We start from the raw sequence: 24,885 nt of genomic DNA on the forward strand, positions 1-24,885 counted from the left end.
AAATCTCACCCAACCTTCCTAGTTAACACGTCATCCCGAACAAAGTGAGGGATCTCCAAATGTGGGCACAATGCTCATCTCAGGAGATCCCTCACTTCGTTCGGGATGACGTTTCCTATTCTTAGGGATGAACGACCAGATTTGAACGCAGGTTGGGCGATCTCGATTGGCTAAAAAACGCTGCATACATCCGGTATGTGAACATTTTTAAGCAAGCGAGATCGTTCAAGATGCGCCAAAGGTGGCCGTTCAGGTGAGAGGCATGAAAAACTGGGCGAGATCCTCTTCACTCAACCCTATAGTCTTAGAGGAATCAGCGGATAATATTCCATCAACCAACTGTCTTTTTCTCTCTTGCATGCCTAGAATGGCCTCTTCAACGGTGCCTGATGTTATTAACTTATAAACAAATACTGGATTTTCTTGCCCTATCCGGTGAGTTCTATCGGTCGCTTGATCTTCAACTGCCGGATTCCACCAGGGATCGTAATGAATTACCGTATCAGCACGCGTTAAATTAAGCCCGGTTCCTCCGGCTTTCAAACTGATTAAAAAGATGGGGGTCTTGCCTTCCTGAAACTGGTCTACCAAGGCTTGCCTGTTTTGAGTCTGTCCAGTTAATTTTAAGTACTCGTATTGTTTTGCATCCAATTGCTCTTCGATTAATTTTAACATTGATGTAAATTGAGAAAAAACCAACACGCGCCGCCCCTCTTCAACCAAGTTGTCGAGCAACTCCATCAAAGCTTCCAATTTACTTGATGTTCCATGAGCCATCGTAGCTTCTGGCAAAGACAATAGTCTGGGATCACAACAGATTTGACGCAACTTAAGCAGGGCATCCAATAATAAAATATGACTTTTTCCTAAACCTTGTTTGGCGATTGCATCACGAACTTTTTTCTCCATACTCATACGAATTGCTTCATAAAGATCGCGTTGTGGCCCAAGTATTTCTATGGAACGAATCATTTCAGTTTTTGGAGGCAATTCACTTGCCACTTGATTTTTTGTTCGCCGTAACATAAATGGCTTCACTCTTTTGGCTAACAATTCCCTTCTATCCAAATCAGCATATTTTTCTATGGGTGATCTAAACCAGAGTCTGAATTGTTTCGCATCTCCTAGAAGACCGGGTATCAAAAAGTGAAATAAAGACCATAATTCACCTAAATGATTTTCCAAGGGCGTCCCGGTAAGACATAAACGATGTGATGCTTTCAACTGTTGAATAATTTGTGTGGTTTTTGTACGTGCATTTTTTATAAACTGCGCTTCGTCCAGGATAAGATAATAAAAAGAATAATTGATGAATTTTTCTTTATCCCGATGGATTAATCCATAAGTAGAAATCACCAAATCGTAGTCATCAAAATTATCCTGATGTCTTTCACTACCATGATAGATTAAAACAGTTAATTCAGGAGTAAAACGTTTTGCTTCGGCCAACCAATTACCTACAAGACTGGTAGGGGCTACAATCAAGGTCGCATTGTTCATCCTTCCCTGTTCTTTTTCATATTGTAAATGAGCCAGTGTTTGTATGGTTTTACCTAAGCCCATATCGTCTGCCAAAATACCGCTAAAGCGACTTGCTCTTAAAAATTGTAACCAATTCAATCCATAATGCTGGTAATCCCTTAAATTGGCCTTTAAGCCAACCGGAGGTGTGATCTCAGGCAGATCAGTTAATTTAATTAACTGAGTTAATTCTTCACGAAAATCTTCGGCTCCTTGCCAACGTGCCTTAGTAGCAGCAATTGCCAATTCAGCTTCCTGCATCAGAATCAATTGATATTTATTAATTTGTAACTGTTGATGCTGGTCAATTTGACGCATGCCAAACTGCAATAATAATCGCACAAGCGGCTTGATGCGCCCCATTTGCAATTGTAATGCGCGCCCGTCCTGCAAAGGAAGTTTAACCAGCTGTGAATCCGGTAAACTATCTAAATCATTTCCACTGTAGCGTTGAATCAGATCCGCGACCAATGGAACAATACTTACTGGCCTGCCTTCAACTAAAATACCTAATTGATAAGAAAAGAAATCTGTAGTGCTTTCATGCAAATCGGAATACCATTCCACATCATCAGCACTGATAATTTCCTGATATAAGGAACTGGCAAATTCTATCCGCCATCCTTGATTTTTTAATTGCGGTATCGCGTTATTATAGAGAATTTCCAAATCAGCTTGTACTTCTATATTGTTTAACGCCAAAACTGAATTTTCTTGCAAATCCCAATTATAGCTTTCCCATCGATGGAGAGGTCTTAAACTGATTAATTGATGCAGTTCATAGAGTTTCAATGCTTCAAAATGCATGTCACGCGTGTACTCCAATAATACATCATCTTGATGGCGCACTACTTTGGCACATTCTTCATTACTGCCAATAATTAATCCTGCATAATCAAAAGCAACTTTTGCGATAAATAAAGCCCTAATATCTTCTTCTTTATCATAGAACCAGGAAGACTCTTTTTCATCTTCATTTATCGCATCAAAAATCAGTACAGGGATAGGAGCAATATCCAAAATCTCGCGTTTTTCAAACACTTGCGGCGTGGGGAATTCCGGGCATGTTTTAGCCATTTTCTGAGTCAACAATTTTGCCTGATCAAGAGAAATGGGGGGAGCTTCGAGTAAATGGCGAAGTTGTTTCACCGGATATGGTGTATTTAAACGCCCCATCACTGCTTCTGTACTACTAAAATACCAACATTCATCCAATAATAAAGGAGTTAAAATTTTATTATCTTGCATTAATAATAGTCTTTGGTTTCCATTAGGAGAAAGAACCCACTGACATATCCCAGTACGCTCTTCACTCATTTGGATAGGCACTTCTGCGTCTATACTAAAAAAAGCTCTACCTGAAGAAATTACTTTGTCTAAAAGTTCGCTGTTACGAATGGTTAAGTGATCAAACCATCCAGAGACGCCACATTTGAATAATAATTGCGCCACGATTTCATTATCATCTTCGATAAAATGCTGTTTTTTAGAGTCTGGGAGACTATTAAAAACAATCCTTTTTCCATATCCACCACGTTTTAATAGCTTGGCTAAAGCTAATTCAATACTGACTTTATGCTCATAGCCGTCCAATTTTAGAGTCACTATATAATTTATATGATGAGTCGCTTCATGTTTTTTTACTGCCGTTTCTTCCTGAGCGCGTAGATTTTTTAACCAGGTATCTAGCTTTCTGTCCAATCTATCAGAAGGTAAGGAGCTAATGTTGTTTACTTTTTCTCTCTCACGCAGTGCAAACAGACAGGCCGCTGCGTGCTTACAGTTACTTTGATAAGCACAGGTACAACGAGAGGGTTTCCCAGGCCAGGCTTTTAAATCCATATGAATATCATAAATCTGACTTGAACTACCCTTTACTCGTCCCTTTAATAAACCATCACTTAAACGAATATTAAGTACCTGGCCTTTTTGAAAATACTCTTGTCCCCGTAACAATATTTTTGGCTCAAAAGCTTCTGGCATTTTAGATATTGCTTCATTTAGCATAGGATAGATTTGTCCAGGCAAAAGGGTCTATTGTAGTCAATTTTTAGTCTAATTGACAATTGTATCTGAGAGTTATCCCAAATTATCTCGAAAGCTATTAAGAAGTATCGACACAGGCCTAATAGCGCGTAAGTTATTTAGGCTCAAACCATTTCCTGTATACACGACACATTGAATTTCTATCCACAATTTTGTCCCTAAATTAACCGCCCGCCACGGGATCAAAATAAAATCACATTGAGACATAAAAATATAGTATAATGAGAATATGTACAATACATGCCTGCAATTTGCTTTTACACCAGCTATTAAAAGCAAATTGCAGGCATGTGGATTTGTCCTGGAATTATTATGAGTGGTGCAAATAGCGCAAAAACACTGTTATCCCAATACAATAGCAAGCAGCACAGATTATTTACTCTCAATGATGATGAAGAATTGTCCTTAACAGTGATTTCGTCAGTTCCAGGTGTTGGAGCTTCTCAACGAAAAGATATTTATAGAAAGAAAATCTCGCATCCTGATAGTGATCAACATGTTAAATTTATTACTAGAAATGGTGAGGCTCATTCTTTTGTATGGCAGACTAACCCGCAACAACTAAAAAATGCAGTTCGATGGGGTATTATCAAGACCCACTCAATAACCAGCAAAGTCATTTCAGCGCTTGGAAACTATCGAGTAGTTGCTCATGAACGAATTGCAAAAGGCATGATAAGCAATTCCCAGACAGTTAAACTAAAATTACTCGACCTTTATCAAGATCGTTTTGAAGCATTACACGATTTAGAATCAATGGTAAATAAGGTTAATAGTCTGGCCGACTATGAATCAGAATTTAAATCCTATATCCAAAAACTGGAACATATTAAAGCTAATTTATCTACTGATTTTGCAGATGTGCTCAATCAAGGAGGCTTGGATCTGAAGACAATTGAGCACATCAAAAAAGATCTTGAAACAGATATAGATCGGGCAAATTCTTATTTGGACTTATTAAGAAATAACCCCAATCTCTCTTCTTATAATGAAGCCAGAGGAAAAAACTCGATTCTTGAGTTTGTCAAAAGCCAAATGATGCATGGTCTTTATGAACTACAAGGAATAAATCAAGATCTTACTTACAGCACCAAACGTAGTTTTGCTTTGACACGCGGAGAGTTCAACGATTTTATAGAGGATGCGCGTAAAGAAATTGACGATCAACAAGCAGATATGCGCAATGCAGTAACTGAGAAACATCATGGGCTTTTTACAAAAGAAGGTGAAACACTTGTTTCTTATGATTTTTCAAAAGATGGCTTATCCCCCAAAAGAGAACGCGAGGTACTCCTTGCAATAAGTTTTATTGAGGGTTGGGACAAAGTGGATACCAAGTCGCTTACAGTAAGCAATCAATCCGGTTCGGAATCGCTAGATGTCATTAGCGCAACTCGATGGAAAAATCATCGTAATTTTATCGCCTTTGCCAAAAGTATGGGCTTTTATGTTCTGAATTTTTTTAAAAGTATTATTCTTCCTACAAAAACCTGGGAAGAAGAAGCCTGGTCTAATAAAAACTTTCATTTAGTCGCTAAAACACTTCGGGAAAACGTCACACCTAATGAACCCATGTGGCAAAAACCCATTAGACTGGTAAAGCAATTTGGTTACGCCCTTGTTGACCTTTATAATGGCATACGTGATTTCGGTGCGGAATTGACCATAAAACTGCCTGAAGATATGTTAAATGACTGGGATTCCTGTAATGAGTTAGTCCCTTTAAAAGAAGTATTTGAAGGCTCTGAAAACGAAATTGCCACAATTAAAGCTACCGAAGAAGAACGCTTAAAGGAAATTTTGAGACGATGTAATATAGACAGCTCTGCAGAAATTCCATCCAAACAAACCAGCAGATTAGCCACCGTAGAATACGCTCTGACTGCCGGAGAACAAAATGATATTCTAACCGTCATGGCTCGTGGTCTCAATGAATTTGCCTCAGTCTTTAGTCATAATCTCTATGCAAAAGATCCTGTAGGAGGATTGGTATTTACTGCAGCTTTTGCCGTGGGGGCTGGAGCAATTTATCTGCCTACTGCGACTGCCTCTGTTTTTGGATCCGCCTATGTCAACTGGTTTACTCAGTTCTCTTATTCAGTAGGTTCTTCAAAAATGGCCGCGGTTATTTCTGGTGGTTCAACTCAAGCTCAGCTGTTTGCTACGGGATGGGACGGCTTAATGCATGGGCCTAGTGGCTTAGCAACCAATGCGCTGTATCAGCTGGGTGAAGATCCTCTGACTGTAGGCGCTTATTTGGCAACAGCTACAGCGATAGGTTATGTTCTCGTCAATGGTATAGCCGGTTACTCAATTCCTTTGCTTAGTGATTTTCTCAAAGAAGATCTGGGCACCTCTCCAGAAAGCAGTTATCCCTTCATTGGAGCCAAGGTAGCCATTTTGCTTTATGAAGCCTTAATAATACATAAGGAAGAACATTTCCAACAGCCAGAACTATTGGCTGAGTTGATAGCAAAAGCTCACTCATTAAAATCCGATGTTCCAGCAGAGCAAAAAGTAATTGACCGCTTTATTTTAGCCTCATGGATATCGATGAATGCTGAAAACATCCCTAAATTAAATGCAAAGCTAAAATTCGACCTGTCCAGACAAATTAATGCTCTTTTTGATGAAGATCAAAGTAAGTCACTGAATAAAATACTTTATCCTGAAAGCCATCATTCTATTGCCTATCAAATATTTGCTATCCCCCTTTCTTATATTCCCGCTGTTTTACGTTTTGCTACCTCGTTCCTATTGAGCGCTTTTGCTTTAGGAAGTGGCAAAAGCCATCCCGTTGAACCAATTAAAAGGGCATCAATCGATTTATATGACAAAATAACCAGAGATTTAAGCAGATTGCTCGTATTTTCGACTCATTTGCTGTATTTGGCTTATACAGGATTGAGTGTATTGGTAAAACCTCTAGCCTATGTATTAGGAATGATGTTCGGCCGGGTAGCCGCTCTTTTTGATGTAAAACCCGGACATGCCATGCATGGAGCTTTTGCCGGAGTACACACTTTCTTTAGAAGCGTTGGAGAGTTTCTCTATCCGAATCAAATACTGAAAAGTATTACTGTAGCTCATCCAAGCCATACGGTGAATGAGACTGACGGCTCCTATAAAAAATTATTAACCCAAATGGGTGAGGTAAAACCGGTTTCTACAGAAGAATCCCCTCAATGCACTAATCCGGAACATTTCACTGTTTCATTTACGGTGAGCAATGGTGCCAAAGCCAGCAACGATCCGGTTAGCGGTGCTGAGATAGTTGAACCCGAAGTATCGCGTTTGCAAAATTAGAGAACTGCCCCATTTCAGAACAATAATGAAACTGGACTTTAGTCTTTTCTATCAAGCTGATTAATACACCGTCCTTGCGAGTGTTAGCAAAGCAGACCGAGTTTAAATTGAAATTCTGATCTGCTTCGCTTCGTTCGCAAAGACGATAGTTCCAAACTCCAATTCAATGAATTACTGTTTTTTCAAACAGATCAATCTGTTGAATTCATGTATCTTTGCTTTTGCATAAGCTACAATTATCGACAAATAAACCTATTTATTCATGATCCCCAATGCAATCTATTCTCAATATTCTTATGGCACAAATTAATCCAACGGTAGGCGCTATTGAATCTAATCGCGATAAAATTATTGCCATCATTAAAGACCAACAAGCTCAACATGATGTGATTATGTTTCCTGAACTGGCATTAACCGGTTATCCGCCAGAAGATTTGTTATTTCGTAAGGAATTTCATCAAGCTGTGACTGATGGTTTGAAATTAATTCAAGATGCAACAGATAATTGTCATGTGATTATTGGCCACCCTAAACAGGATCAAGAGTACTGTTACAACTCAGCGAGTATTTTCTATCAGGGACAAAAAATACACGAATACCATAAACAAAATTTGCCTAACTATGATGTATTTGATGAGGCGCGCTATTTTACTCCAGGTAAAAAAGATCCCTGCATTTTAGAAATACGCCAGGATAGAGTCGGTGTGATTATCTGCGAAGATTTATGGCATCCTGGCCCCGCGGAAGACTTGATCCGTCAGGGGATTTCAGTTCTGATGATCATGAATGCCTCTCCCTTTGATTATGATAAATACTCCAGACGAGAAAAGCTATTAAAATCCTATGCCCAGCAAGGCATCACTCTTATCTATGTAAATCAAATTGGTGGCCAGGATGAATTACTCTTTGATGGCCAATCTATGGCAATCGATAAAACAGGGGCTGTTTGCGCGCGCGCTCCAGCTTTTGAAGAAGATCTATGTAGCGTGCAAGTAAGCTCTGATAAAGTCACCGGCTCTATTACCCCTCTTCTTAGTAGAGAAGCATTGATTTATAAAGCCTTAGTCTGCGGTACTAGAGACTATGTCAGAAAGAATCATTTTCCTGGCGTATTACTTGGACTTTCAGGTGGAATTGATTCAGCATTAACCTTGGCAATTGCAGTGGATGCTCTAGGAGAAAAACAGGTTCATGCAGTCATGATGCCCTCCCAATTTACGGCTTCAATGAGTAATGAAGACGCAATGCAACAAATTAATACCCTTAACGTGTCTCATTCTACTCTGCCTATTGAACCTATTAATAAAACTATATTATCCACGCTTGAACCTGTTTTTAAAGGATTACCCATTGATACCACAGAAGAAAATATTCAGGCCAGAATTAGGGGCATGTTGCTTATGGCCATGTCTAATAAAACAGGTAAAATGGTTCTTACTACCAGCAATAAAAGTGAAACTGCAGTCGGTTATGCCACTTTATATGGTGATATGGCGGGTGGTTTTTCGGTCTTAAAAGATGTGCTCAAAACACAAGTCTATGCCTTGGCGCATTATCGCAACTCCCTTTCAGAAGTAATACCGGAACGAGTACTCACCAGAGCACCTTCTGCTGAACTAAAAGCCAATCAAACCGATCAGGACAGCTTACCTGATTATTCTGTATTGGATGCCATTATAGTTGCTTACATGGAACATAACTTAAGTTCAGCTGAAATTATCAAGCAAGGTTTTAATTCTGAAGAAGTGAACAAAGTGATTAGATTAGTCAAACGCAATGAATACAAACGCCGTCAGGCTGCTCCAGGAATTAAGATCAGCCCAATAGCTTTTGGTAAAGACTGGCGTTACCCTATTAGTAATGGCTTTAACTAAATAAGTGTATGACCAGGTTGCGTTTCATCACGTGGTTCTTGAGCAATCTGCTTTCCTCTCTGGCTGAATAACAGGGAAAGAGCAGCATATTTATCCGCATGCAGACGAGTTGAGGAAACTGTTGGAGCAGATGGTATCTCCTCGGAATCAATAAGTTCTTTCGCAACTGTTGATGGTTTTTGCTGCGGCTCTTCTTTATCCGAAGTTTTTTTATGTTGCTCCGCCACCGTCTTGACAACATCAGCAAATAAACTCATCTCCAGACGTTTAGGAATTGTTTTCTGAGATCCCGTGTTTACTGCTTTTTTGGGCCCCTGAGTCAAACACTCTTGTAACTCATTTTTAAAGTCTTCTATACCTGTTAGAGTTTTAGCAGTATTCACGCTAAGTAAATAGGATTTTAATTGAGGAAGTTGTTCTTCACTTAATGCACCTTGAGAGTCTAACCACATTTTAAATTGCGGGTAAGCAGCTAGAGAAATCTCGGTATCTTTACCTAAAGTATTTATCCAATAGAGAGAATATTGATTCGGTTTGCCTCTTAAAATAAAGCTAGTAACAACCCCTCTAGCAATAAGACTCTCATTATTTAAGGGGAGGCGAGTTGCTGGATCTTTAGGATTAATGTGTAATTGCACTTTCTCAAGAAATATCTCTCGAGCTTTGAGACATTCTTTTTTCAATTGCTTTTCATGGATTAGCCTTAGTTGTTCTTCCTTGTGCTCTTTTTGTTTGACAAATAGCTCGCTTAATTCATCGGATTGTTTTTCAGGAATGAGCTTCTGTTGTTCGTCCTCATGCTCTTTTTGGTTGACAAGTAGACTAATTAATTCATCGGTTGGATAAAGCTTATAAACTTTTCCCGTTAAATCAATCCACGAAAGATGCCATATCTGATTTGTTAAAATCAGACAAAAATGTGTTTTTTCTGGATTTTTTGGGGCGGAGACTTGGGCTTTATCCAAGTTATCGAAAACAACCACCTTATCTTCCGATTTTTGCATACTCTGACGAATTGCTTCGCGCTCTTTTTCTCGACTGGCTATCGATAGCTGATTGGCTTTGTATTGATACATAAAACTATCAATTTTATCAATAATTTTATCTTTAATTTTGATCGTAATGGGATGAACCAATTCCTTGTCTAAGGGTTTATATCCTGGGACCGATTTTATTAGTTCAACAAATAAATAATAATTATAAGAACTGTCAGGATGCCACTCCCCTTTTTTCGCTAATAGCTTAATGTCTTGTAAGCGAGTATACGCATCGGGAAATACCTCAATGCTTTTCATCACCTCAACTATTTCCGGCCCCCGAGTTCGGGAAAAGACATAAAACCAGCCGGTAAACCAAGACTCTAAGGGTTTATTGTATAATGATTGAGCAATTGCCATAGTCGCTAATAAGGCTTGCTTACCTTCATCAGACTCATCGGCGATTCGATTTAGTAATTTATCTACAAACTCGTCTAATCCATTATCAGTAATTTCTGGTAAATTTTTATCGCTTTGGGGCATGTGAAACTCCTTTTTCATGATGCGTTCTTTATATTACATTAATAATAATTTTATACAAGTAACAAAATCCTTGCTCTATCCTAAAATTTTAGTTGCGCCATAAAGCATAATAGAAGACTTGCAAATTTAAAGCAAAACGCTAACATGAGCTAGAAAAAAAATAATAACAAAGGGATGTCATGAGACTTACACTATTTTCTGCTGCCTTACTCGCTACTGGCATTGCCTCCGCGGCAACACCAGTCGATGGATGGTATACCAGCGTATTCGGTGGTTATACCTATGTACCTGATAATGTCAGGAATTATTCTTTTGGAAACTATATTAATAACGCTTCATTTAATGAAGGCTATAACGCCGGGGGTCGCGTAGGTTACCAAAGCAATCCTTTACGGTACGAGGCTGAATATACCTATATCCATGCTCATGCAAGATACTTTAAAATAAATTTCATCGGACAAACTGGTGTCACAGGCTATTCATCGGCTAATCTGGGCATGGCAAACATCTATTATGATACTCCTGAAATGTTACCGGGCATCGCACCCTACTTAGGTTTGGGACTGGGATATGCCTATATTCAAGAAAGACTAAACAGTATCGGGCCTTTAGGTTTTACCTTTATTAGTATGAATGACAGTTCATTTGCGTATCAGGGAACAGTTGGACTCAACTATAATTTTTCTGAAAATTATACAGCGAACCTTGCTTATCGTTATGTATCAACAACCTCATCTGATAATTTGGGAACCAGATATCAGGCGCATATAGCAAGTGCTGGCGTGGTTTACCACTTTGATCTTGGTGATTATAAGTAAGGATTTAGGATGAAGCAGTTAATTAAGTTAGGGTTAATACCAAGTCTATTAGTAAGTTCTGCTGTTTTTGCTTTAAATCCGGTTCAAGGGTTTTATGGCGGCCTACTGGCAGGAATAAGTCATGGTCCTGGAAGTAATCCAGTAACATTCGTAGAGGATAATAAAAGATTTACGGGTATAGTCACCTTCAGTTCAGTTGGCGGCGGCGGTGGTGCAGTGCTTGGTTATAAATTGAATCATTTTCGTCTCGAAGGAGAATTACTCTACAATCGCTTTTCTACTGGTCCATTACAAGTCGATCCGGGCGGTTGCACTATTGAAAATATGGACGTACTCACACCTACTGGTTATTGCCCTCCAGGCGAATTTGATAGATTTCAGGCAAAAGCACTAGGCTATAGTGGTAGCAGCGCGGTAACTTATGGCTTAGTCAATGCCTATTATGATTTTTTTAGCTACGACAGTGAGGCTCTGGTAGTACCTTATGTGGGAGTAGGAATAGGACAAGCGCGCATTAAAAACTTCAATAATTTGGTTAATACTAATACTACTTTCTCACGCGGCTTTAATCAGGAAAAGGTTAACAGCATGGCCATACAAGGAATACTCGGATTAAGCTATTATATGGATGATTTTACCTGGGCCGGTATGGACTTGCGTTATACCACGACAAAAAACCTTATCGAAATGAGCAATAGGCGATATAACCTTACAGCTCTAATGTTCAATATTAATTTTGCATTTGATAAAGGCGCAATTAATTGTTAGCAGCATCGTTTATGAGGCTTACCTTGTGGCTCTTGCCACAAGGTAACAAATAACACCATCACCATTGGTCCTACAAATAAACCTAATAAGCCCAAAGTTTCAACCCCTCCTAAAATACCAAAGAGAACGGCTAAAAAAGGTAACTCAATGGCGCCGCCAATTAGCACAGGTTTAATGAAGTGATCCGCGACAAACATCACCACGGTCCCCCATACCAGTACCACAATTGCCCCTATCACACTGCCCGATGAAAATAAAATTAATGCCACGGCGACAAACACTACGGGCACAACAAAAGGAATCATGGCGGCTAAGGCCGTTATAAATCCGGTTAACGTAGGTGCCGGGAAGCCCACTAAGGCATAACACACTCCCATCAGAACACCAACTCCTATTCCAACCACTATGGTACCATTTACTGTACCGCGTAGCGCTCGAGGTAAACGATCGGAATAGCGAAACCAGCGATCGCCCAAACAATACTCTCCTATATGATGAACCTGTAAAAGCAACTTATCTCCGTCACGATAGAAGAAAAACAAGGTTAATAAAGTGAAGCCAACCTGAAAACTTCGGTGCGCCAAATTAAATCCAATCTGTTTAATATAGTAGCTTGTAGGGGTTATTGTTAAATGTAAATTAGATAAAAAACTTTTAATATTTCCTGGTTTACCAATATGCTCATCCCAATATTTAACTACATCACTTCCAATAACGGGTATGTTTTTAAAGAAATCGGGAGCAGCACCTCCACTCGTATTAATTTGCTGCAAAAAATTAATAAATAATTGTGATTCTTTAATCAGAATACCAACGAGCCAGCTTAAGGGAATAAGAAACAACAAACCAATTAGAATGGTAAATATCAATGCCGATAAATTGTGTTTCTCTCCAAAAAATTTGCGCCATCTCGTGTATAAAGGATAGGTCGCAATAACAATAACGGCCGCCCAGGTCATTGATGGTATAAACTTATGAACAATAAAGAGTGTGAGAACAATGATCCCAATGGTTAAGCCCATACTAATCAATTCTTTATGAGTTTCATTCATCAGACAAAGCTCCAGGCTAAAATTTGCATTATGAACCATGCAGGTACTGCGGCTAACACGTCGTCAAGCATGATCCCTAATCCACCGTGTACCTTTTGATCCACATAACCAATAGGTTGTGGTTTCCAAATATCAAAAATGCGAAACAAAATAAACCCTAATAGCATCCAAATAAATCCAGGAGGCGCCAGAAACATGGTCAATAAATAACCGACCACTTCATCCCAAACTATGCCTTTATAATCATGCATCCCTAAATCTTTAGAAACTTTATCACTGACCCATACCCCTAAAATAAAAGCCAGAATAGTGAATGTCAGGTAAATGCTCCAATGACTTCCTATCAGTAAAAGGTAGAGAGGGATGGCCGCTAAAGTACCCCAGGTACCTGGAGCTATAGGCATCAAGCCACTACCAAAGCCAAAAGCAATAAAGTAAGCAGGATCTTGCCATACACGATTAACTATATTGACTTGATTTACTTGGTTCATTTTTGTTCCTTAACCGGCAGTGTTGCACCAAAAAATTTCTGTACCCGCCCACGTCCCGCGGCTTGTATACGGGATCTAGGGATCTCGCTCTGCGCCTGAATTTCTGGATCCTGCGGACAAGCCGCGGGACGTAGGTATATGTTATAAATTTCAATTCGTTCGAAGCAATCAACAAAAAAATCAGATAGAAAAAACATTCGAAAAACTCAGTGTACACGAAATGCATGTTCCTGTTGAAGATGTTTTTTCTTCGAGATTGGCCCCAATAATGATTGCGAAGAAAATCTAATCTAAAAATGTGAATAACCAGCAGGTCTTAATTCTTCACAAGCCTTATCCGCTGCTTGCATCCTTAAGCCAGGACGATCTTCTATCACTCCAATGGGATAGCACACTAAATTTGCTTTATGACATTCTTTTATTAAAGAATCTAATACTCGAGGTGAAACAGTAAAACACAATTCATAATCATCACCTCCAGTCAGTGCTAAATTAATCGCCTCATCACCGCAATAGGTAGGTAATAACCTATGGATAGGAAGCGCTTCTTTAGTTAAACAAGCCCCTACTCCACTGGCAACACAGAGATGATTTAAATCAGCACTTAATCCATCGGAAATATCAATAGCAGAAGAAGCATAAGACCGTAGCATTGAAATTAAATCCACTCGTGGTTTTGGATGTAATAATTTATTCATCAACTCGGCTTTATCTGTTGCAGAAATATTATGATTGGTGAGCAATTTGACTGCCAAGGCTGCAGCACCTAATGGACCAGAAACCAGAATTATATCCCCCGGTTGGGCTCCATTACGTCTGATGCTCTGGCTATGGGGAGCCAACCCCATAATGGTTAAAGTGATAGATAAAGGCCCATGCGTGGTATCACCACCAATCAAGTCTACATTAAACTCATTAAACGATACGCTTAACCCACGTGCAAAAGCCTCAAGCCAGCCCTGATTCAACTCAGGCAAGGTTAAAGCAAGAGTCGCCCAGCAAGGCTCCGCTGCCATTGCAGCCATATCACTAATATTAACCATCGCCGCTTTACACGCTATGTCATACGGATCCCACTCAGGAAGAAAATGAACGCCTGAAACTAAAGTATCCGTACTAACCAGAAGATCATTGCCTTTAGGAATTTGTAAACAAGCAGCATCGTCACCGATGCCAAACATAACCTCTTTCCGCTTAACCGGAAAAGGTTTAAAAAATTGTTCAATTAAGGAAAATTCATTCATTGCCAAGACTGATTTCAACGGAACGTACCTGTCTTGCCAAATTATTTAATACGCCATTGACATAACGATATCCATCTTGAGATCCAAATTCTTTAGTCAAAGAAATCGATTCGTCAAGTATGACCTTATAAGGTATTTCAGGACAGTTAAAGAGTTCAAAAGCGCCAATTCGCAATACAGTAAGCTCGATAGGATTTAAACCACTGATCTCTCTATCCAAAAAAGGAGCAATACTGGCTTCCAAATCAACAACATGAGAGGGAACACCATGTAATAAACGACAAAAATAGTCGCCGTCTACTTTCTCCATATTATTAATAACCCGAAACTGGGCTTCTATTTCATGAAGATCACTTCCAGACATTAACCATTGATAAAGTGCCTGAAGTGCTAGTTTTCGTGCCCGTCTTTTACCGCTTATAGATTGTTTTTCCACTATTACCCCATGAATTAATTCTTAAATTTTTGAATTGCCGAGAACCGTTCGGTTTGGAGGCAGTGCTTCGCACTTTCTCGGCTCGAACGGTTCAGATACAGACTAGATCAAACGCATTTCAATTTTTGACCGTCTCTCAGGAACAAGTAGCAAGGTGTTAACAAGTAGCAAGGTGTTAAATAGTATTCCAATAATTGAATGGTCAACATACCCTACTCTTTATCTTCTTTCATTTGATCTATAGTTTGTCTAAAGTCACTCACGTCTTTAAAGCGTTTATATACTGATGCAAATCGCACGTAAGCCACATGATCCAGTCTAAACAGCTCTTTCATCACCAGTTCGCCGATCAACTGTGAATCAATTTCACGTTCCCCTCTGCGACGAATTTCCTGAGTGATTGAGATAATTGCTTCTTCCAAAGCATCAACACTAACTGGTCTTTTTTCCAAAGCACGCAGCATCCCTGAGCGCAAATTATCAATGTTGAAAGGCTTTCGTCTTCCATCACGTTTGATAATTAATGGCATAATTAATTCAGCCGTTTCAAAAGTAGTAAAGCGCTCATGGCACTCCAGACATTGTCGCCTTCTGCGCACTTGGGCACCATCAGCGACTAAACGAGAATCAATAACCTTTGTTTCTTCTGCATGGCAAAATGGACAATACATGATTAACCATAAACAGGGAATTCACGACACAAAAGCAAAACTTGCGCTTTGACTCTGGCTATAATCGCTTCATCATTAATATTATCAAGAATATCAGCTACCCAATTAGATAAAAACTCTATTTCTTTCTCCTTAAAGCCTCTTGTAGTTACAGCAGGAGTTCCCAAACGTAATCCACTGGTTACAAAGGGAGAACGAGGATCATTGGGCACTGAATTTTTATTTACAGTAATGTTCGCTTTGCTTAAAGCGGCATCGGCTTCTTTACCGGTAATATTCTTGTTAATTAAATCAATTAACAACAAATGGTTATCAGTTCCGCCAGAAACAATGTTATATCCTCGGCTTTTAAGCACGTCACACATGGTTCGAGCATTAAGCAAAACTTGCTGTTGATATAGTTTAAACTCGGGTAATAATGCTTCAGCAAAGGCAACTGCTTTTGCCGCAATCACATGCATTAATGGGCCGCCTTGCATACCGGGGAATACTGAAGAATTTAATTTTTTTTCAATTTCTTCATTAGAGCGGCAAAGGATTAAACCTCCTCGAGGACCTCTTAATGTTTTATGAGTTGTTGTGGTCACTACATCAGCATAAGGTACTGGTGACGGATAAAAACCAACAGCTACCAAACCCGCCACATGAGCCATATCAGCTAACAAGTAGGCACCTACTTTATCAGCTATCGCTCTAAATCGAGCCCAATCAAGTACTCTGGAGTAAGCAGAAAAACCGGCGATTATCATTTTAGGCTTGTGCTCTAGGGCCAAACGCTCCAATGCATCGTAATCAACTAATCCGGTATTAACATCTACACCGTATTCCACGGCCTGATATAATTTGCCCGAGAAATTAACTTTGGAGCCATGAGTTAAATGGCCGCCATGCGGTAAAGACATACCCAGTATAACATCCCCTGGAGATAATAAAGCCATCATTACTGCAGCGTTAGCCTGGGAACCTGAATGGGGTTGGACATTAACATAATCTGCACCAAATAATTTTTTTGCTCTGTCAATGGCAAGTTCTTCAGCTACATCAACGTATTCACAACCACCATAATAACGCTTACCCGGATAACCTTCAGCATATTTGTTAGTAAGCACAGAGCCTTGAGCTTCCAGAATGCGCGGACTTACATAATTCTCAGACGCGATAAGTTCAATATGGTCTTCTTGTCGGCGTTTTTCATCAGAAATAGCCTTAAAAAGTGCTTCATCAAAATTTTCTATGGTATAACTTCCATCAAACATGAGTATTCCTTAGCTTGGAGTAGTGATACTTACCTGGATTTAACAATAATATCGTTACGTACGTTTCTAACACCATCTACACCTGACGCAATGGCCCCAGCTCTTAGTTTGATTCTTTGCGTATCGACAAAACCACTAAGCTGAACTTCATCTTTATAGGTTTTAACTTTCACAAAAAATCCATTCGTTCCTAGTTGATCAACTAAACTGGCTTTCACTTTGGTAGTCGTTGCCGAACTATCAAGATACTCGCCGGTACTTTCAGAATGTGGCGAAGCAGTACAAGCAATAATTAGCAGGGAAAGAAAACCAATTAATAATAGTTTAAGTGAGTCACGCATCAAGGCCCCTTAAAGAAAAAAACCTTATTAGAGTACCATAAAACTAATTCAGATACGAAGAGGACATTCGTGCAATTTTAGTTCTTTATATTCTCTATATTCAGTGGCCGCCTGAGGTACCACCAGATCCCGGGTTACAGCATTCGCTTTCACCCAGGCCACATCCGAGTTTTTGGAAAAATAATTTTTATTCATTTTGGAGAATAATAAATATTAGTTATGCCCATGTGTTGTTTCTGGGGTGTCATCATGTGCATGAACAGGTTGCTGAGGTTTGCCATGAACATTGTTGTCATGTCCATGCACATTCCCCTGCACATTTTCTTGCACTACAACAGCTCCCCCAGTGGTAGGAGGATGCTCAGCAACATTGTTATGATGGGTTCCACCTTGTCCATGAATATTATGTTGTACTTCACCCACTCCCTGAGATGCACGAGGATTAACCATAACTCTATTGCGATTTACATCAGTATGACCATGATAAGCTCTTCCTTGAGGCGCAGGTCTATAGTATCCATTATTATGGTGATGATAATTTGGATTATTGCGTTCAACCTCTACTCTGGGAGCTGGATTATAATAATTTGACTCGTAATATTGATCTTGCTCGACACAGGAGGTAATCAGAGGTAACACTAAAAGACAGGAAACGAGGTATTTCATGGAAAACTCCTCAAAAAATAAAAGGAAAGTTCATAAAAACGAACTTTCCTTTATTTACTTATTTATCGAGTTGATAACTCGGCTTTAGCTTGGTTTTTCAAATAAGGTAAAATTCTAATAGTACTGTTCACGTTAGTCCAACCTGAATAAAGGGTGTAATAAGGTGATTGAACAGTGATATACATTTGGCTATGGCAATATAAATTATAGTAAAGGCTAATGTAATGAGGTGCATCAAAACTATAAATACCAAAAGCCAATGATGAGCCATCTTCATAAGTACCAAAAACGGTCACATCAGTGAAGCTGTTATTAATAATTTCAATTTGGCAGTAGCCAGGATAGGAAATATTTTTTGTTATAGATTTTTTATCTTCAGCGTCTGCTTTTGGATTAATGTGTAAATTAGCTGCAAAAACATTCGAAAATAAGCTAAAACATACTACGAACAACAAAGACTTCAACTTCATGGTTTTCCCCTTAGTGGATGGAAGTCGCATAGTAACAAAGTATTCAATTTAGTCAATAGGTTTTCTTTCTACCCATGAATAAATAAAAATTGAAACAAATCATTACAATAAGGTGATAAAGTATGTCTTTATGATATATTGCACACCTATTAAAATTTACAGCACATGAGTAGGGGAAGAAAATGAAGAAGCGCATGACGATCATGGGAATAACCTTACTGGTTGTTTTCGGTGGAATCATTGCTTTTAATCTGATTAAGTCATTTATGATTAAACAATTCTTCGCCAGCTATGAACCCCCTGCGGTTACTGTTTCATCGGCTGTAGCACAAACTGTTGATTGGCAACCAAACCTTAATGCCATAGGCAATTTCGTTGCAATGAGTGGTGTAGAGGTCAACTCTGAAGCCTCAGGCAAAGTGGTTAAAATCGATTTTGAGTCAGGACAATACGTCGAGAAAGATGCTCCTTTGATCACTATTGATGATAGTGTTGATCAAGCGATGTTAAAATTTAATCAATCAGAACTTACCCTTAAAGAATTAAATTATAAGAGACAAACTGATTTGGCAAAAAGAGGGGCAACCCCCAGTTCGAGCGTTGATGAGGCAAAGGCAAATCTGCAACAGGCTCAAGCCAAACTCGAGCAAGTCCAAGCACAAATCAACCATAAACATATCGTTGCGCCCTTTTCAGGTCGTTTGGGCATTCGTCAGGTTAATTTAGGACAATATATAAGCCCTGGACAAACATCCATTGTTTCTTTGCAATCACTGGACCCTTTGTTTCTTGAATTTTATCTCCCAGAACAGCTATACAAACGCATTCGTCTCAACCAAGGCATTCTGTTTTCGGTGGAAGAGTTTCCTAATGCTCTTTTTGAAGGAACAATAACAGCAGTTAACTCTAAAATTGATTTGAATACTCATAACGTATTAGTTCAGGCAACTTTGCCCAATTGCCCTGCAGAGGCAATAAAAGATCCCAGAAAATCCTTACTGGTAAAAACACGGCAAGAAAACAGAGGCAATAAATTAATCGTCACCTGTAATAGTGAATTAAATAAAAAAAATCAAATCAAAAACTATGTGTTTATCCCCGGTATGTTTTCTTCCATTGATATTGAGCAACCGGTAGAGCCAGGCACTGTTATTGTCCCATCAACTGCAGTTTCTTATAGCCTGTATGGAAATGCTGTCTACATTATCGAAAAAAATAAAGAAGGTAAGAAAAATAAAGAGGGTGAAGACGTATTGGTAGTCAACCGGGTATTCGTTACCACTGGTGAGCAGCAAGGTAATTATACGGTAATAAAGAAAGGGGTCAAAGCAGGTGAATTGGTGGTCTCCACAGGCGATTTAAAATTACAGAATGGAACCCCGGTGGTCATTAATAATAGTGTTCAACTAAATAATGACATGAATCCCAATACCATTGGACAATAAATAATAATATTTTGCTGGCTTTAAATTTGAATGATTGCTGGTTTTTTGCAGGATAACTTATGAAATTTACTGATCTATTTATCAAACGGCCCGTCCTTTCCATAGTAATCAGTATGCTGATTTTTCTTTTTGGTATCAATTCCATCTATAAAATGCAAATTCGCCAATATCCTCGTATGGACAATACCGTCATTACTATTATGACCAGTTATCCTGGTGCGGATGCAGATCTTATCGCTGGATTTATTACTTCTCCGTTAGAAAATGCAGTTGCCAGCGCAGAAGGTATAGACTATATGACCTCATCCAGTGTGCAAGGTCTTAGTACCATTACTTTAACCATAAAATTAAATTTCGATCCTCAAATAGCCTTTACTGACGTCATGAGTAAAGTACAGCAAACAATTAACCAACTACCCAAGGAAGCACAACAGCCTGTCATTCTCAAAAAATCAGACTCGTCTACAGCATTGATGTACATCAGTCTGGACAGTACAGAAATGACACCCCAACAAATTACGGACTATGCAACTCGTGTTGTTCAACCCCAACTACAAACAGTTGATGGCGTCGCAAAAGCAGAAATTTTAGGCGGGGCAACCTATTCGATGAGAATATTCCTCGATCCGATTAAAATGGCGGCCTTAAATGTCACCCCAGCCGATGTCTCTGCAGTTCTTGCCAGTAATAACTTCTTAACAGCGGCTGGCAATACTAAAAGCGAATACGTGGCCATTAATATGACTGCTAAAACCGATCTGAACGATGCTGAAGCCTTTAGTAAATTGATTGTTCGCAGCGACAAAGGGTCAATCATCCGGTTACGTGATATCGCTAAAATAGAATTAGGCTCGCAAAGCTATGATAATTCAGTAACGTTTAATGGAAGGAAAGCCGTATTTATTTCCATTACACCAACCCCTACTGCAAATCCGCTCACCGTAATAAGTGATGTAAGAAAATTGATGCCTTCCGTCATCAAAGAGTTTCCACCCTCTCTGACCGGCACCATAGTTTATGATGCAACCGATTTTATCAGGGCATCCATTAGAGAAGTCGTCCATACCCTGATTGAAGCGGGTGTTATCGTTATTTTGGTTATCTTTTTGTTCCTTGGTTCAATTCGTTCTGTTTTAATCCCCATGGTTACCATTCCTCTCTCCCTAGTCGGCGTTTGTACCCTCATGCTGATGTTAGGCTATAGTATCAACTTGCTCACCCTGCTTGCTTTTGTTCTGGCAATTGGGTTAGTGGTGGATGATGCGATTGTGGTAGTAGAGAACGTGCACCGCCACATTGAAGAAGGAAAAAGTCCCTTTGAAGCAGCACTTGTTGGCGCTCGCGAAATTGCAATACCCATTATTGCAATGACTATTACTCTGGCTGCCGTTTATGCTCCAATAGGTTTTATGGGAGGATTGACTGGCGCTTTATTTAAAGAATTCGCGTTCACTTTAGCCAGTGCGGTAATCATTTCAGGAATCATAGCGTTAACTTTATCCCCTATGATGTGCTCCAAAATATTATCCTCTGAAATAAGCAGCGGTAAATTCGTCCATTTTCTGGACGATAAATTCAACAAGCTCAGAGTACGTTACCAAAAGGTATTACATAATTTATTAAACACTCGCGCAATTATGCTTGTTTTTGCAGCAGTTGTCGTACTGATGCTCCCCTACCTTTATCTTAATACTTCTGCTGAAACAGCTCCTGATGAAGATCAAGGTTTCTTTTTTGTCATGGCTACTGCTCCTCAATTTGCGACTTTAAATTACATCGAAGCGTTTACCAAGCCTTTTGATAAAATCTACCAAAGCTTCCCAGAAACAGAAAATTATTTTACCGTCAACATGAGTCAACCTGTCTCGGGCATGGTTCTCAAACCATGGGATCAGCGATCTAAAAGTCAGTTTGACCTAAAACAGCCCTTGCAAGATAAGTTATCAGGAATTTCTGGATTGAATGCCTTTGCTATCGTCCCTCCCCCGCTTCCCGGAGGAGGTGGTGGTACACCGGTTCAATTCGTCGTAAAAACCACGAATGACTTCCAAAGTTTATTTGATGTCTCTAACAAGCTGACTGAAAAAGCTAAAAAAAGTGGTTTATTTATCTATATCGATAATTCCCTTAAATTTAACCAACCAGAAGTGGAACTCTCTATAAATCGCTCTAAAGCTTCGGAAATGGGTTTGGATATGCGCGCGGTAGGAAGCAGTTTAACCAGTGCTTTATCCGGTAACTATGTAAACTATTTTAACCTGGAAGGCAGGAGTTATCAGGTCATACCTCAACTTGATCGTAAATTCCGTCTCACACCAGAGCAATTAGGCCAAATTTATGTTAAGACAATGGCCGGAGTTATGGTCCCTCTTTCAACTGTCGTTACTCCTGTAGAAAAAACTCAGCCTAATGCTGCAACTCACTTCCAGCAATTAAATTCAGCAACCATCCAGGCAGTGATGATGCCAGGAAAAACGTTGGGCGAAGGCCTCCAATTTTTACAAGATGCAGCTAATGAAACCCTACCTAAAGGTTTTACCTATGATTTTGGCGGTGAATCGAGACAATTTATGCAGGAAGGAAGCGCATTAGTCTTTGCTTTCCTTTTTGCGATCGTTATCATCTTTTTAGTTCTATCTGCTCAGTATGAAAGCTTCCGCGATCCTTTAATTGTGTTAATCAGTGTGCCCATGTCTATTTGTGGTGCTTTAATTCCACTCAATTTAGGGTTAGCAAGTATTAATATTTACACTCAGGTAGGTTTGATTACCTTAATCGGTTTGATCAGTAAACACGGAATTTTGATTGTTGACTTTGCTAACCACTTACAACGCGAAAAAAATCTTGATAAGCGTGCTGCAGTGGAAGAAGCGGCAGCTATTCGATTGCGTCCCATATTAATGACAACAGCGGCAATGGTTTTTGGCGTGCTGCCCCTATTGATTGCCAGTGGCGCTGGTGCAGTAAGCCGTTTTGACATAGGTCTGGTTATAGCAACCGGATTGTTGATTGGAACGTGCTTCACCTTGTTTGTTGTACCGACTATGTATACCTACATTGCTGAAGACCATCGTCGTAAACCGAATGAACCCGCTGCGTTAGAGGCTGTTGACCTTTGATCTCCCACTGCTCCGCTCATGCGGTGTTAGTATAACGGGCATGGCTAGTATATTAATGACAGGCCGCCAGTAAGTAAGGGATTTGATGAGGTAGCCTAGGTGCAGCCAGGCTACTTCTTAATACTTTTCAGAAATTAAGTAAGTACCGTTATCTATGATCAACTAGGCAATGTCCCTGAAGTTATTTTATACACCACTCATTCTTAGATGATGCACCGATCTCTGAGATTACCTCGATCTACCCCCTCTCCCGCGCTAGTGTGTAAAAAAACTTCAGGGACGTTGCCTACTTAAAACAGAACATGCAGGCGACAACCATTCCGTTTTCTCTATATGTTCAATCAATTGTTCTCGTTTCGTCAGTGCGAAAAAGCATTGCCGATTTAAGGCATAGTGAATACCCAATGCAATTAAGCCTACTCCCGTCAAAGCAATAGCAATATTGGCAACAATAATTTTCCACTTCTCGCGGTGAATCGCCATTTCATCGTCTTTACTGTGCAATTGATGGAGGAAAGAATCTTTAAATACGCTTAAGTTTTCTCTTTGCTCTTCAGCTGGTCGCTCATAAAATTCTTTTAACTCTTTTTTAAGCTCCAGACCGAGTAAAAGAGCAGTCTTGCCCTTCTCAACATCCTGGCTGATGAGATAAACACCATGAGCAATCATTTGGTCAAGACGATGGGTCAGTACATGAAGCTCCGCAGGGCCGGTCCATAAAAAAGCCTGCGAGGTTGCTTCATTCAATTCCCCGGACCTTTGCATGCCATCAAGCGGAGGCCAAATATCCAACTCAGGATTTTTTTGGGCTACAGGCCGGAGCGTTTCATCATTTAATAAGCCAACCTGCTGTAAATAGCCAATGGCAGACCCTACTAATTCGGCTTTTTTCCCTGCCTGAACCACTATTTCATAATATCTTTGATTGAGAATACCAACCAATTCCAGACGGCCAAGCCCATTATCAATGGCAAGGGCATGTTGGTGTTGCTGCATCAGCCGCTCAAAATTGGCCTGGGTGAGTATATTAGCCTCCAGCAAACTGATTAAAGTCATGGACAGGGAAGAGAAATCGCTCTCCGGGTCAATTGATGTTAATTGCTTAAAATTGGCAGGATTCAGGCACTGTGCGTCCCTCAGGGCAAAAACCCCTTGGCAATATTGATAGTGGCTTGCTTTTCAATGTATTGAATTAAAACCTCGTTCCCTCCAATGAGGCATTCAATTTCCAGCATTTCAGCCGATTGATCAAAGCCCATGGCTAAATCATACAGCCGTTTGCGTTTATCACAGCCCAATATAACGGGAACCACCGTACAAATTTTAGTTAAGTGCAAATCAATGAAACGAAGCCGCGCTTTAACCTCCTCAGAAGGATTACGGCGATACATGACTTTTAATCGCTCTTCTATCCGGCATAAACGATAATCAACATAATTGAGCATTTCCCAGAACGTGTCGTGTTGCTCAGAAATGTCTTGCCCCCCAACCAAGGCTTCTTTACCACTCCAATTAAATAAAGCATTGATATAGGCATAATGGTCATACAACTCTGGGGATTCAACCAAATGGAATCTCAAGCCTTGCCGCGCTAAACGCTCTATATGCCCTAGGCAGTTGTCCAAAGAATTGAGTCCAGCATCATAGTTTCGACGTTGCTCCGGGTCACTCAAAGTATCATAGGCTTCCTGAATGCGACGAAATTCCTCTTCTTTTCCCGGCACCCGGTCCGGATGCGTCACCAAAACCAGCCGCCGATAAGCCTTTTTAATCTCTTCTTCCGTCGCATCCTGGGTCAGTCCCAGTTGTTCGTAATAATCTGCCATAGCGTCCCTCAGTCA

At 39.8% G+C, this 24,885-nt stretch carries 19 protein-coding genes; 6 read left to right on the forward strand and 13 right to left on the reverse strand.

What is annotated here, in order from left to right:
• Window positions 1–249 precede the first annotated feature (249 nt).
• Window positions 250–3,528, reverse strand: a complete 3,279-nt coding sequence (locus LOX96_RS15500; RefSeq protein ID WP_250424339.1) for a DEAD/DEAH box helicase — start codon at window positions 3,526–3,528, stop codon at window positions 250–252.
• A 351-nt stretch (window positions 3,529–3,879) separates the two neighbouring features.
• Here LOX96_RS15500 and LOX96_RS15505 point away from each other — a divergent pair, with 351 nt between their 5' ends.
• Window positions 3,880–6,873: a hypothetical protein gene (locus LOX96_RS15505; protein ID WP_250424337.1), complete on the forward strand. Its 2,994-nt coding sequence runs from the start codon at window positions 3,880–3,882 to the stop codon at window positions 6,871–6,873.
• A 272-nt stretch (window positions 6,874–7,145) separates the two neighbouring features.
• A complete protein-coding gene (locus LOX96_RS15510; protein WP_250424336.1) occupies window positions 7,146–8,747 on the forward strand; it encodes an NAD+ synthase in 1,602 nt (533 codons plus the stop codon).
• Here LOX96_RS15510 and LOX96_RS15515 read toward each other — a convergent pair.
• Window positions 8,744–10,267 carry a hypothetical protein gene (locus LOX96_RS15515; RefSeq protein WP_250424334.1) on the reverse strand — a complete coding sequence of 508 codons (1,524 nt, stop codon included), beginning with the start codon at window positions 10,265–10,267 and terminating at the stop codon, window positions 8,744–8,746. The two genes, LOX96_RS15510 and LOX96_RS15515, sit on opposite strands and share 4 nt — an antisense overlap.
• 179 nt (window positions 10,268–10,446) lie before the next feature.
• Here LOX96_RS15515 and LOX96_RS15520 point away from each other — a divergent pair, with 179 nt between their 5' ends.
• Together LOX96_RS15520 and LOX96_RS15525 are read left to right on the forward strand one after the other, a co-directional pair.
• Window positions 10,447–11,085 (forward strand): outer membrane protein, encoded by a 639-nt coding sequence (locus LOX96_RS15520; RefSeq protein ID WP_250424332.1) that lies wholly within the window; start codon window positions 10,447–10,449, stop codon window positions 11,083–11,085.
• Between the two features lie 9 nt (window positions 11,086–11,094).
• Window positions 11,095–11,853 carry a P44/Msp2 family outer membrane protein gene (locus tag LOX96_RS15525; protein WP_250424330.1) on the forward strand — a complete coding sequence of 253 codons (759 nt, stop codon included), beginning with the start codon at window positions 11,095–11,097 and terminating at the stop codon, window positions 11,851–11,853.
• Here LOX96_RS15525 and LOX96_RS15530 read toward each other — a convergent pair.
• The 9 genes from LOX96_RS15530 to LOX96_RS15570 form a co-directional block, all read right to left on the reverse strand.
• Complete coding sequence (locus LOX96_RS15530; protein ID WP_250424328.1) at window positions 11,850–12,905, reverse strand: AI-2E family transporter; 1,056 nt, start codon at window positions 12,903–12,905, stop codon at window positions 11,850–11,852. The two genes, LOX96_RS15525 and LOX96_RS15530, sit on opposite strands and share 4 nt — an antisense overlap.
• On the reverse strand, window positions 12,905–13,396 hold the full coding sequence (locus LOX96_RS15535) for a phosphatidylglycerophosphatase A family protein (RefSeq protein WP_250424326.1): 492 nt from the start codon (window positions 13,394–13,396) through the stop codon (window positions 12,905–12,907). The genes LOX96_RS15530 and LOX96_RS15535 overlap by 1 nt, the downstream gene beginning before the upstream one ends.
• 290 nt (window positions 13,397–13,686) lie before the next feature.
• Window positions 13,687–14,640, reverse strand: coding sequence for a thiamine-phosphate kinase (gene thiL, locus LOX96_RS15540; protein WP_250424324.1), 954 nt, complete (start codon window positions 14,638–14,640; stop codon window positions 13,687–13,689).
• Window positions 14,633–15,076 (reverse strand): transcription antitermination factor NusB, encoded by a 444-nt coding sequence (gene nusB / locus LOX96_RS15545; RefSeq protein ID WP_250424322.1) that lies wholly within the window; start codon window positions 15,074–15,076, stop codon window positions 14,633–14,635. The genes thiL and nusB overlap by 8 nt, the downstream gene beginning before the upstream one ends.
• Window positions 15,077–15,288: 212 nt before the next feature.
• Window positions 15,289–15,747, reverse strand: coding sequence for a transcriptional regulator NrdR (nrdR, locus tag LOX96_RS15550; RefSeq protein WP_250424320.1), 459 nt, complete (start codon window positions 15,745–15,747; stop codon window positions 15,289–15,291).
• A gap of 2 nt (window positions 15,748–15,749) precedes the next feature.
• Window positions 15,750–17,003, reverse strand: a complete 1,254-nt coding sequence (gene glyA, locus LOX96_RS15555; protein WP_250424319.1) for a serine hydroxymethyltransferase — start codon at window positions 17,001–17,003, stop codon at window positions 15,750–15,752.
• 29 nt (window positions 17,004–17,032) lie between these two features.
• The gene (locus tag LOX96_RS15560; RefSeq protein ID WP_250424317.1) at window positions 17,033–17,344 is read right to left on the reverse strand and encodes a BON domain-containing protein; all 312 of its coding nucleotides are present in this window, start codon (window positions 17,342–17,344) and stop codon (window positions 17,033–17,035) included.
• A 213-nt stretch (window positions 17,345–17,557) separates the two neighbouring features.
• The gene (locus LOX96_RS15565) at window positions 17,558–18,010 is read right to left on the reverse strand and encodes a hypothetical protein (protein WP_250424315.1); all 453 of its coding nucleotides are present in this window, start codon (window positions 18,008–18,010) and stop codon (window positions 17,558–17,560) included.
• 62 nt (window positions 18,011–18,072) lie between these two features.
• Window positions 18,073–18,480, reverse strand: a complete 408-nt coding sequence (locus tag LOX96_RS15570) for a hypothetical protein (protein WP_250424313.1) — start codon at window positions 18,478–18,480, stop codon at window positions 18,073–18,075.
• Window positions 18,481–18,662: 182 nt separating this feature from the next.
• Between LOX96_RS15570 and LOX96_RS15575 the strand changes: the two genes are divergently transcribed.
• Both LOX96_RS15575 and LOX96_RS15580 read left to right on the forward strand, forming a co-directional pair.
• Window positions 18,663–19,925, forward strand: a complete 1,263-nt coding sequence (locus LOX96_RS15575; protein WP_250424311.1) for an efflux RND transporter periplasmic adaptor subunit — start codon at window positions 18,663–18,665, stop codon at window positions 19,923–19,925.
• A gap of 59 nt (window positions 19,926–19,984) precedes the next feature.
• The gene (locus tag LOX96_RS15580; protein WP_250424309.1) at window positions 19,985–23,044 is read left to right on the forward strand and encodes an efflux RND transporter permease subunit; all 3,060 of its coding nucleotides are present in this window, start codon (window positions 19,985–19,987) and stop codon (window positions 23,042–23,044) included.
• A gap of 273 nt (window positions 23,045–23,317) precedes the next feature.
• Here the strand turns inward: LOX96_RS15580 and LOX96_RS15585 are convergent, their stop codons facing one another.
• A complete protein-coding gene (locus LOX96_RS15585) occupies window positions 23,318–24,040 on the reverse strand; it encodes a hypothetical protein (protein ID WP_250424307.1) in 723 nt (240 codons plus the stop codon).
• Window positions 24,041–24,180: 140 nt separating this feature from the next.
• Window positions 24,181–24,870, reverse strand: a complete 690-nt coding sequence (locus LOX96_RS15590) for a J domain-containing protein (protein WP_250424305.1) — start codon at window positions 24,868–24,870, stop codon at window positions 24,181–24,183.
• Between the last annotated feature and the right edge of the window lie 15 nt (window positions 24,871–24,885).

Origin of the sequence: Legionella maioricensis, from assembly GCF_023618015.1 — a bacterium.
In the GTDB taxonomy this organism is placed as follows: domain Bacteria; phylum Pseudomonadota; class Gammaproteobacteria; order Legionellales; family Legionellaceae; genus Legionella; species Legionella maioricensis.

Excerpts from the sequence above, each read along its gene's own strand:
- LOX96_RS15500 (WP_250424339.1), bottom strand. The coding sequence starts at position 3,528 with ATGCTAAATGAAGCAATATCTAAAATGCCAGAAGCTTTTGAGCCAAAA.
- LOX96_RS15505 (WP_250424337.1), top strand. The coding sequence starts at position 3,880 with ATGAGTGGTGCAAATAGCGCAAAAACACTGTTATCCCAATACAATAGC.
- LOX96_RS15510 (WP_250424336.1), top strand. The coding sequence starts at position 7,146 with ATGCAATCTATTCTCAATATTCTTATGGCACAAATTAATCCAACGGTA.
- LOX96_RS15515 (WP_250424334.1), bottom strand. The coding sequence starts at position 10,267 with ATGCCCCAAAGCGATAAAAATTTACCAGAAATTACTGATAATGGATTA.
- LOX96_RS15520 (WP_250424332.1), top strand. The coding sequence starts at position 10,447 with ATGAGACTTACACTATTTTCTGCTGCCTTACTCGCTACTGGCATTGCC.
- LOX96_RS15525 (WP_250424330.1), top strand. The coding sequence starts at position 11,095 with ATGAAGCAGTTAATTAAGTTAGGGTTAATACCAAGTCTATTAGTAAGT.
- LOX96_RS15530 (WP_250424328.1), bottom strand. The coding sequence starts at position 12,905 with ATGAATGAAACTCATAAAGAATTGATTAGTATGGGCTTAACCATTGGG.
- LOX96_RS15535 (WP_250424326.1), bottom strand. The coding sequence starts at position 13,396 with ATGAACCAAGTAAATCAAGTCAATATAGTTAATCGTGTATGGCAAGAT.
- thiL (WP_250424324.1), bottom strand. The coding sequence starts at position 14,640 with ATGAATGAATTTTCCTTAATTGAACAATTTTTTAAACCTTTTCCGGTT.
- nrdR (WP_250424320.1), bottom strand. The coding sequence starts at position 15,747 with ATGTATTGTCCATTTTGCCATGCAGAAGAAACAAAGGTTATTGATTCT.
- glyA (WP_250424319.1), bottom strand. The coding sequence starts at position 17,003 with ATGTTTGATGGAAGTTATACCATAGAAAATTTTGATGAAGCACTTTTT.
- LOX96_RS15560 (WP_250424317.1), bottom strand. The coding sequence starts at position 17,344 with ATGCGTGACTCACTTAAACTATTATTAATTGGTTTTCTTTCCCTGCTA.
- LOX96_RS15565 (WP_250424315.1), bottom strand. The coding sequence starts at position 18,010 with ATGAAATACCTCGTTTCCTGTCTTTTAGTGTTACCTCTGATTACCTCC.
- LOX96_RS15570 (WP_250424313.1), bottom strand. The coding sequence starts at position 18,480 with ATGAAGTTGAAGTCTTTGTTGTTCGTAGTATGTTTTAGCTTATTTTCG.
- LOX96_RS15575 (WP_250424311.1), top strand. The coding sequence starts at position 18,663 with ATGAAGAAGCGCATGACGATCATGGGAATAACCTTACTGGTTGTTTTC.
- LOX96_RS15580 (WP_250424309.1), top strand. The coding sequence starts at position 19,985 with ATGAAATTTACTGATCTATTTATCAAACGGCCCGTCCTTTCCATAGTA.
- LOX96_RS15585 (WP_250424307.1), bottom strand. The coding sequence starts at position 24,040 with ATGCAGCAACACCAACATGCCCTTGCCATTGATAATGGGCTTGGCCGT.
- LOX96_RS15590 (WP_250424305.1), bottom strand. The coding sequence starts at position 24,870 with ATGGCAGATTATTACGAACAACTGGGACTGACCCAGGATGCGACGGAA.